Genomic DNA, 9,558 nt, shown 5'->3' on the forward strand with positions numbered 1-9,558 from the left:
ATTCAGCTTTTTCAGATTATTTTCGCGCGCCATTTCAATAACGATATTATCAAAGATGCCATATTTCTTTGTAGCAAGATTTATGATTTTAATTGCTTGTCTGACTGACTTAGCAACTACTGGATTGTAAATTTCTTCGGTCAATTCCTTCTCATCAATATACTTGGTTCGTTCAGATCTTGCCTTTGTTTTTTGTTTGCCCAATCGTGTAAGGATTGTCATTTGCTCTTCAGATGTTTCATAAAGCTCTGGAATCAACTCCATCATCAATTTGATTGAAAAATTATGCCAGCCTTTTCCAAACAAAGAACTATTAGACTTTCTAAATGAGACTAATTCAGCAATCTGATTTTGTTCAAATTCTCCTTTAGTAAATGATACTTTAATCGCTTCTTCGATTCCTTCACGTTCCGTATTGAGTGTGAGAATATGAGCCAGCTTATCTAAAACTTCTCTAGATAGTTGCTCAACGTCAACCGTTTCCAATGTTTGCATTTTTCGATAAATATCAAAAGTATGCATTTCTGGTTTTTCACTTTTATCAATCCGATAGCCCTTAATATCGTCCACTGACGCGTCAATCAATTTTGCTATATACTTCAATAAAGTAGCGGCACCTAAAGTTTTAGCCCCTTTTGCATACTCAATAATCTGTCTCTTCTGCTCCTCACTGAGCTTCTTAGTTTCTGTTGGAACAGTCAGATTGTTCAAATCATTGAGTAAATTAAATTCCTGTGCCGTGTAAGAAGCTTTAGCAGCTCTGTATTCCTCTGGATAAAAGGTACATTTCCCAATCAAAATACCAAAAATATTATCCAAAGTTGTTCCATCTGTTCTGAAGCGTCCATAATCCGTACGAGACTTTTCATTCCCTGGTCCATGGTAATACTTACGTTTTCCAGTTAAAATCGTTAAATAAGCCTGAATAAATTCATCAGTGATATCTTGATTATAGTCTTGCTGCTTTGTCAAGATTCGCTCTGCTTCTTTTTTATAAGCCGAGGTCGAAAACACGTTAAGCAGACGGTGTTTTTCTCCATTTTCTTCAATGGTAAAATCACCTCGAACCTGTCCGTATTTCTCAAAACGTTCCAGCTGAATCTGTCCTGGTGTTTTATCTGCGAGCAGCTTTCTATTTTCTTCAACAGCCTTGCCATATTCTGAGGAAGAAGACTCACCGTCTTCATTAGCGTCGTCAAGATAACTAATCCCTCTCCTTTTGACAATATTTTTCAACGCAATGAATAATTCTTCATTAGTTAATTTCTCAATTAGTCCCTTAACTCGTAATTCATAAGGATTTAAATTGATAGATACTTTTGAAAAATCTGTTACAAGCTCAGCATCCCTAAATAAATCAGCTAGACGAACTTTTCGATGTTTCTTTCTGCGTCCTAATCTCCGACCTTGGCGAAATCCTCGTCTCTCAACATTGCTGTCAGCAGTAGCCGCTGGGAAAATTCGTGAACTGGCATGAATAATTTCACCAGATTCTTTGTCTATAATTCCCACACCCACAGAAGCTACACCGATATCTAGCCCTAAAATTTTTCCATTCATAACTCCACCTCATTACACATTATATTAATATCATTGTAAACTTAAAAACTCAAAAATTCAATAGATAATGAGTATTTTTGTCACTTTTTACTAAAAAAACGCTACAGCTTTTGCTGTAGCGCTCATTTTTCATTCTTCAATATCTCCATATCTGCAGCTATGAAGAATGATATTACTCTCGTAACTTGGGAATGGCGACAAACCATCTGTTTTGAGTTTTCAGAAGTCTACACCCACCATTTAGAACAACAACAAGAAAAAATCATAATCAGATAAGAAAGACTTTTGAAACTTTTGGGGCAGATTAGGGCCGACTATAACAAAAACCTCTGTAAATCAAGGGTTATTGTTAGGATTTTATGTCCCCTGCCGGAATCGAACCAGCAACTACTCCTTAGGAGGGAGTTGTTATATCCATTGAACTAAGGGGACTTAGAGAAAAACTCTGCCCAACGACAGAGTCTTTCTAAGATTAACGGCGAATTTCTTTGATACGCGCTGCCTTACCTTGCAATGCACGAAGGTAGTACAATTTAGCACGACGGACTTTACCGTAACGAACGACTTCAATCTTGTCAACACGTGGAGTGTGGATTGGGAAAGTACGTTCAACACCGATACCGTTAGAGATTTTACGAACGGTGTAAGTTTCTGAGATACCAGCACCTTTACGAGCGATAACCACACCTTCAAAGATCTGGATACGTTCGCGACTTCCTTCGACAACTTTCGCGTGAACGCGGACAGTGTCACCAGGACGGAATGCAGGGATGTCAGTACGAAGTTGACCTTCAGTCAAGCTTTGGATTAATGGATTCATTTTTTCTACTCCTATCTTACTAATCTTAAGGTTCAAGACCGCAGCGGATTAGCCGTTTTTTGTGCTTCCATTAGGCACAAAGTATATTATATCAAAATTTCTAAAAATGTAAAGATATTTAAATGAAAATTCCCAAAAGAATCGCTAAAAAACCAAGTATGTAGGTCAGAGCCAAATAGAAAACAAATTTCTTTCGCTCCGAAAAGAGCTCTGCCAGCTCATCATTCAAGGTGGAAAAGGTCGTCAGGCCACCACAGAAGCCTGTTGCTAAAATCACATAAAGTTGCTTGTCTTCTATATGATTATAAAAATATCCAATGAGAAAAGCACCTAGAAGGTTTGCCGCCAAAGTCCCAATCGGAAGAGATGCTCTGCTATTGACCTTGGAGAAAACATAACGCACAAGAGCACCAGCGCCGCAGCAGATTAACATCGCCCACATCATGCCTTCACCTGCTTTCCAGCCCATAGGGCGATTGCAAGGCCACCACCTACACTTAAGACTAGATAGATAAGAAGCTCCATATAGCGCCCTGAATCTGCTAACTTGATGCCGTCTAGCAGAAGACCAGAAAAGGTCGTCAAACCTCCGCAAAAACCGGTCGAAAGTGCTAGAATTAGGCGCTGGGACTTAACTTTACTACTAAGATAGCCCTTGATAATATAGACTAGCAAAAACGTCCCCAAATAATTGATCAGTAAGGTAGCCAGCGGAAATGAATCAGCAACAACTAATAAAAGAGCTATCTGATAACGCAGCCATCCGCCTACCATCGCAGATAAAGCCACAGCTATCGAGTTCTGTACTTCTTTCATTAGATATTTTTATTCTGAAATTCACGCGAACGTTTTAAAATGTCAGAAAAGGTCGCAACAACAGTTTCCTTGTAGTCCTTGTTTTCTACCTTATCCGCAACTCTGGTGAAAATCATACCTTCTCTCTTACTATCCAATACAGCCGTACCCGTTAATTTTTTTAAAGCCACGACTTGGTCGACCAGATTCATGCGTTGCTCCAGTAAGGTAACGATTGCATCATCCACTTGATCGATTTCCTGTCTGATTTCTTCTAACGTCATCTCATTCCTCCTCATATTCTATCTATCATATCAAAAAATAGTAAAATTTTCTAGTTTAATTCTAAATAAAAAAAGTCCAATGGACCATGATTAAAAGAAAACTCGCTTATGCGAGTTTTTATCTGCAATCTAACACAGTCCACTGGACCTTAGATTAAAGTGAACTCGCAAAGGCGAGTCTTTATCTGCAACCTAAAACAGGTCCCCGAACCTTGGATTAAGGAGAACTCGCAAAAGCGAGTTTTTATCCGCAGATTAAAAAGGTCCAATGGACCTTAGATTAAAGGGAACTCGCAAAAGCGAGTTTTTATCTGCAACCTAAAACAGTCCTCCGGACTGTTTTAGCCAACTGAGCCTTCCATACTCATGTTGATGAGTTGGTTGAGTTCGACGGCGTATTCCATTGGTAGTTCTTTGGTAATGGGTTCCATAAATCCGTTGATAATCATAGCTGTGGCTTCTTCTTCGCTTATTCCTCGGCTCATTAGGTAGTAGAGCTGGTCCTCAGATACTTTGGAAACCTTGGCTTCATGCTCTAGCGCGACATTTGAATTATGGATTTCATTAAAAGGAATGGTGTCAGAACTGGATTCACCATCCATGAGAATGGTATCGCACTCGATATGAGATTTGGAACCAGCACTATTCTTACCAAAGCGGACCTGACCACGATAGTCTGTCTTTCCACCATCCTTGGCCACTGATTTAGAAATTAAGGTACTGGATGTCTTAGGAGCATTATGAAAGACCTTACAACCCGCATCTAAGTGCTGACCATAGTTGGCAAAAGACATAGATAAAACAGAAGTCCGTGCATTGCGGCCATTAAGAATACTACACGGATATTTCATATTGACCTTGCTGCCTAAGTTTCCATCAATCCACTCTAAGGTGCCTCCTTCATCAACAATCCCCCGCTCGGTTACGAGGTTATAGACATTGTCCGACCAGTTTTGAATGGTTGTGTAGCGGAAAAAGGCATCCTTTTTGACAATGATTTCGACATTTGCCGCATGAAGACTATTGCTTGTGTAAGTCGGTGCTGTACAACCCTCGATATACTGGATAGAGCCGCCCTCCTCGATAATCATCAAGGAGCGCTCAAACTGGCCGGCATTTTCGCCATTGATTCGAAAATAGGTCTGAACAGGAACTTGGCACTGGACGTTCTTGGGCACATAGATAAAGGTTCCGCCAGACCAAACTGCGCTATTAAGCGCAGAAAATTTATGCTCAGCGTTTGAAATCACAGTACCAAAATACTGCTTGACCAAGTCCGGATATTCCTGAACAGCCGTATCCGTATCGGTGAAGATAATCCCCAGCTTGGCAAACTCTTCCTTCATATTGTGGTAAACCACTTCAGATTCATACTGAGCCACAGCTCCAGATAGGAACTGCTTCTCAGCTTCTGGAATTCCCAAGCGGTCAAAGGTTTTTTTAATCTCTTCTGGAACCTCATCCCAACTGCGAGCCCGATCTCCGCTTAGCTTCTGATAATAGATAACATCATCAAAGCGAATCCCTGACAAATCTGGGCCAAAGTCGGGCATAGGCAGCTTATGAAAGAGTTCCAAGGAGCGCAGACGATAGTCCAACATCCACTGGGGCTCATTCTTGATTTCTGAGATTTCTCGAACAACTTCTTCGGTCAAACCTTTACCAGTCGAAAAGAGTGGCTTGACATCATCATGAAAACCAAAGGCATAGTCGCGTTCTTTCATAGGAACTCCTCCTTTATCTGATGGATAGCGCTCACTTACATTATACTCCTAATCATGAGAATTGTCAGAAAATAACACTTTCGCAAAACAAAAACGGCAGAAGCCGTTTTCTCTATTTATCACTTTAAACTTTATCAACCAAGCCTTCTGCAAAAGCTTCCAAGCGCGCAATATCATCATCTTCCGCAGATAGGTCCACCTTAACACTTTCTGAGCCCTTCACTGCTCCTGTAGCAGCAAAGGCAGCATCAAAGTCATCGACAGCCTTGCAGAATTCGTCATAGAAAGTATCGCCTGAACCGACCACCCCATAGACCTTGCCAGACAAATCCAAACTAGACAAGTCTTCGTAGAAGTCCATCATCTCATCAGGTAACTCACCGTCACCATAGGTATAGGTCGCTACAATCGCAATATCTGCTTCCAAGAAATCTTCTGCATCGACAGTGGTGCACTCGTCCACTTCAACTTCTACATCCAGTTCTCTTAGCTTATCCGCCACAATATCAGCAATTTCCTCGGTGTTTCCAGTCATACTGGCAAATACAATTTTCGCTAAGGTCATATTTTCCTCCAAATTCTAATCTGCTCTCATTATATCATATCTTTTTTATTTTAAAAATAAAAACTCTTATGCTACAATGGGTAAAGAAAGTTGACGAGGTTATTTATGACTCTTTATCATGATATTTTAAGTAAGATCAAAGAATACGATACTATTATCATCCACCGCCATATGCGGCCAGATCCTGATGCTCTTGGCAGTCAGGTCGGACTACAAAAGCTGCTTCAGTACCACTTCCCAGAAAAGACAATAAAAGTAACAGGCTACGATGAGCCAAATCTCATGTGGCTAGCACAAATGGACCAAGTCGCAGACGAAGATTACCGAGAGGCTCTAGTCATCGTCTGTGACACTGCTAATACAGCCCGCATTGATGACCAACGCTACACGACAGGCGATTTCCTCATCAAAATCGATCATCATCCTGATGATGAGGTTTACGGAGATATTTCTCTGGTAGATACAAGCTCTAGCAGTGCCAGTGAGATGATTGCTCTCTTTGCCTTTGAAAATAACTTAGACTTGAGCAAGGAAGCTGCTGAACTCCTCTATGCTGGTATCATCGGCGACACTGGCCGCTTCCTTTATCCTTCCACTAGCGCCCGCACATTCGAAGTAGCTGCCAAGCTGCGCCAGTACGATTTCGACTTATCAGCCTTGTCCCGCAAAATGGACTCTATCAGCCGCCAAGTAGCTAAACTGCAGGGCTATGTCTATGAGCAGTTGGAAATAGATAAAAATGGGACTGCGCGGGTCATTCTGCCTCAGGAAGTTTTACAAGCTTATCAACTGACCGATGCTGATACAGCAGCCATCGTCGGGGCACCTGGACGAATTGAAGATGTCGGTCTGTGGGCTATCTTTGTTGAGCAGCCAGATGGTCACTACCGTGTCCGCATGCGCAGCAAGGTTATTCCTATCAACGGTATTGCTAAAAATCATCATGGCGGAGGACACCCCTTAGCCAGCGGAGCCAATGCATTTTCTAAAGAAGAAATAGAGCAAATCTACACCGAGATGAAAGAATTGGCAAAAAAGTAAGAAATTAGTCTAAAAGTCTTGTCAAATCAATCAGAATTTGATAAACTATCAAAGTAACTAATCTATGGCTCGCAAAGAGACCATGGCAGAAAGGAAATTTTTGTAAAATGAGAAAAGATATTCATCCAGAATACCGCCCAGTTGTCTTCATGGACACTTCTACCGGCTACCAGTTCCTTAGTGGTTCAACTAAGCGTTCAAACGAAACAGTTGAGTTCGAAGGGGAAACTTACCCATTGATCCGTGTAGAAATTTCATCAGACTCACACCCATTCTACACTGGACGTCAAAAGTTCACTCAAGCAGATGGACGTGTGGATCGTTTCAACAAAAAATACGGTCTCAAATAATCATAAGCACCAATCGGTGCTTTTTTTGTACTCAAAATTTCTTTTCGCCTTTTTAAACTTTAAAATCTATCCACAACCGCTACTTTTGCTTCCTAGTTAATTCAACAAAAAAACTCCAAAAGTCAGTCGATTAAAATCTAACTTTTGGAGTGTGGTTTATATGCAACCAAAGATTAAGAGCACAGATATTTAAGAATACAATTCCTTATTATTTATAGCTGTAAGCCCAGTAGTAAACACCATTTCCGTCTACAACTGTCGCTACTGCCCCTTCAGTTACGTTAGGATCAAGAAGCAATTCTCTCAGACCGCTGTTAGCCCATTTCTTAACGACAACAGATGGATCTTCATCACGACGTCCAACAAAGCCTGAGCTATCGTATTGACGTGAGATTTCATTTACTTTTGGAAGTGCTTGATTTTGATAAATGTCTTCTGACCATGTCAACTCTTTCAAGCCTTGAGCTTTACGCTCTTCATTGATTTTAGCGAAAGCTTCTTTAGCTTTTGAAACATAGTCATAGTTTGTATCGTTTGTTGCTTCAACACGGTAAACAAACTTAACATAACCAAATTCTACATCACTGTATTTCTTGTCCTCAACGCCACTCTTAAGGTTTGCAATCAAGACATAATCCTTAGCATATGGGTTTTCTTTGGTTTTTTCAAAGATTTCTGGATCTTCGATTTCCCATTCAACTTTGGCATCCCATCCTGCGTTATCAAGGAACTTAGGATTCATCTTTTCGATAACGTAGTTTTTGAACTCTTCAACGTTCTTGAATGGAAGCGGTTGACCWGCTTTAGCAGTTGTCACWAGGTTAGTTGAGTACAATTTCACGCTAGAGTCTTTATCACTGTACATGTATTCATCATCTGCAGTGTTTTCGTGAAGTTTAGGATCAAGAGCTGGATCGTTTGGATCAGTCATACCTTGCAGTTTCCATTTGTCACCAAACCATTTCCAATATGGAGAGTATCCATTAGCTTCTGAGTCAGATGGTATACGGTAATAATGGGTAGAACCATCAAAGTAATAGTTAGGATCTGACTCAAGAGCCTTGTCACCTGGTTTTCCAGTTGGGTAGATAATTTTTGGAGCTCGTCCATTCGGTGCCCATGTCAAATGTTCAAGACCTTCTGCTGGTTTTTCAACATATGGCGGGATTTGATCTTCACTTGGTTTATCAGTTGTTACCAAACCAGGAGTCTCTGGTACAGCAGGTCTTGTTGGAGTTTCTGGTTTTGGTTCCGCTGGTTGCTCTGGTTTCGGAGCAAATGGATTGAGGTCGCCTTCTGCACCGTTAATTGGAGGATTTTCTGGCAAATCAACACTTGGTACCTCTGGTTTTGGTTCTGCTGGTGTAGTAGGCTCATCTGGTTTATCAGTAGGAGCTGGAGTTGGTTGTTCTGGTTCCGCTGGAGTCGGAGTTGGAACTTCTGGTTTTGGTTCTTCCGGCTGGCTTGGAGTTGTTGGATTAGTTGAGTTATCAGCAGAATCCTTAACAAATACCCACTTACCATTTTGATAGTAGTAATAGTCGCCATTATCCAATACATAGTAATGATAACCATTTTCATAACGATAATGTGGATCGTTTTCCAGGTTGTTATTGGATGTGCTGTTATTGTTAGTATTTGTCAGTGGCTTCCACTCACCATCACGATAGATACGGTAAGAACCATCTGTCATACGGTAGTAATGGTTACCATTCCAGTAAATATASTTCTCATCATTTGCCAGATTGTTGTAGTTATTCCAACCATTATATCCGTAGTTGTTGCTATAGTTATAATTCCAGTTGTTATAGCCTGGATAATAGTTATTATAACCATAGTCATAATTATAGCCATTGTAACCGTAGTTATAGTTGTTATAGCCATAATTGTAGTTGTTATAGCCATAATTATAGTTATTGTAACCATAGTTGTAATTGTTGTAACGGTAGTTGCGGTTGTTACGGTAATTATAGTTGTTATAACCATAGTTATAATTGTTGTAACCACCATTCCAGTAATTATAACCTGGTTGATAGTAGTTATAGCCATAATCTTGAGCCTGAGCATTATTCGCAACAGCAATTGCTGGAATAATAGCCGCAGCAGCTACAACAGATCTTGATAAGAGTCTGAAACGATTGTTCATATTAATTAAACCTCCAAAGTGACCAACATCACTTTATTTTTTGTGGGGGGGAATTTATTYTTTGTGCACAACTTCATAAAAAAGAATTTCACGAAAATACTGCCAGCTGACAGTTGACTACTCCATCATTATCAAACACAAAAAACGAATCACTAGTTAGTGAATCCACCTGATTAAAGGTTGCACATTTTTTACTGCCTAGCATATCAACAAAATAATCATAAGGGGCTCTAAATACTAATTCTTTGTACTCATCGTCAGTCAATGTAATAA

The 9,558-nt window shown here is 40.3% G+C and carries 11 protein-coding genes and 1 tRNA gene; 2 read left to right on the forward strand and 10 right to left on the reverse strand.

Annotated features, from left to right (window positions below; all coding sequences use genetic code 11):
* From cas9 to K4H96_RS10535, 8 genes are all read right to left on the reverse strand, one after another.
* Window positions 1-1,560, reverse strand: a 1,560-nt coding sequence (gene cas9, locus K4H96_RS10500; RefSeq protein WP_227956509.1) for a type II CRISPR RNA-guided endonuclease Cas9, incomplete at its 3' end; no start/stop codon positions are given.
* A gap of 360 nt (window positions 1,561-1,920) precedes the next feature.
* A tRNA-Arg gene (locus K4H96_RS10505) sits at window positions 1,921-1,992 on the reverse strand.
* A 40-nt stretch (window positions 1,993-2,032) separates the two neighbouring features.
* Window positions 2,033-2,380, reverse strand: coding sequence for a 50S ribosomal protein L19 (rplS, locus tag K4H96_RS10510; protein ID WP_002900259.1), 348 nt, complete (start codon window positions 2,378-2,380; stop codon window positions 2,033-2,035).
* 118 nt (window positions 2,381-2,498) lie between these two features.
* Window positions 2,499-2,825: a fluoride efflux transporter CrcB gene (crcB, locus tag K4H96_RS10515; protein WP_223337328.1), complete on the reverse strand. Its 327-nt coding sequence runs from the start codon at window positions 2,823-2,825 to the stop codon at window positions 2,499-2,501.
* A complete protein-coding gene (gene crcB, locus K4H96_RS10520) occupies window positions 2,822-3,196 on the reverse strand; it encodes a fluoride efflux transporter CrcB (protein ID WP_223336929.1) in 375 nt (124 codons plus the stop codon). The genes crcB (K4H96_RS10515) and crcB (K4H96_RS10520) overlap by 4 nt, the downstream gene beginning before the upstream one ends.
* Window positions 3,196-3,459 (reverse strand): chorismate mutase, encoded by a 264-nt coding sequence (locus K4H96_RS10525; RefSeq protein ID WP_223336930.1) that lies wholly within the window; start codon window positions 3,457-3,459, stop codon window positions 3,196-3,198. Before K4H96_RS10525 ends, crcB (K4H96_RS10520) begins: the two co-directional genes overlap by 1 nt.
* Before the next feature lie 341 nt (window positions 3,460-3,800).
* The gene (gene sufB / locus K4H96_RS10530) at window positions 3,801-5,183 is read right to left on the reverse strand and encodes a Fe-S cluster assembly protein SufB (RefSeq protein ID WP_002902982.1); all 1,383 of its coding nucleotides are present in this window, start codon (window positions 5,181-5,183) and stop codon (window positions 3,801-3,803) included.
* 124 nt (window positions 5,184-5,307) lie between these two features.
* Window positions 5,308-5,748, reverse strand: coding sequence for a flavodoxin (locus K4H96_RS10535; protein WP_223336931.1), 441 nt, complete (start codon window positions 5,746-5,748; stop codon window positions 5,308-5,310).
* A gap of 105 nt (window positions 5,749-5,853) precedes the next feature.
* On the opposite strand from K4H96_RS10535, the gene K4H96_RS10540 reads away from it, so the two are divergent.
* The gene (locus K4H96_RS10540; RefSeq protein ID WP_223336932.1) at window positions 5,854-6,789 is read left to right on the forward strand and encodes a DHH family phosphoesterase; all 936 of its coding nucleotides are present in this window, start codon (window positions 5,854-5,856) and stop codon (window positions 6,787-6,789) included.
* A 107-nt stretch (window positions 6,790-6,896) separates the two neighbouring features.
* A complete protein-coding gene (locus K4H96_RS10545) occupies window positions 6,897-7,139 on the forward strand; it encodes a type B 50S ribosomal protein L31 (protein WP_002895374.1) in 243 nt (80 codons plus the stop codon).
* Between the two features lie 208 nt (window positions 7,140-7,347).
* Here K4H96_RS10545 and K4H96_RS10550 read toward each other — a convergent pair whose 3' ends face one another.
* Window positions 7,348-9,285, reverse strand: coding sequence for a CAP domain-containing protein (locus K4H96_RS10550; protein ID WP_227956511.1), 1,938 nt, complete (start codon window positions 9,283-9,285; stop codon window positions 7,348-7,350).
* Window positions 9,286-9,373: 88 nt separating this feature from the next.
* Window positions 9,374-9,558: hypothetical protein (locus K4H96_RS10555; RefSeq protein ID WP_227956512.1), on the reverse strand; the 185-nt coding region annotated here is incomplete at its 5' end.

It is taken from the genome of Streptococcus sanguinis (assembly GCF_020729765.1).
Lineage (GTDB): Bacteria > Bacillota > Bacilli > Lactobacillales > Streptococcaceae > Streptococcus > Streptococcus sanguinis_Q.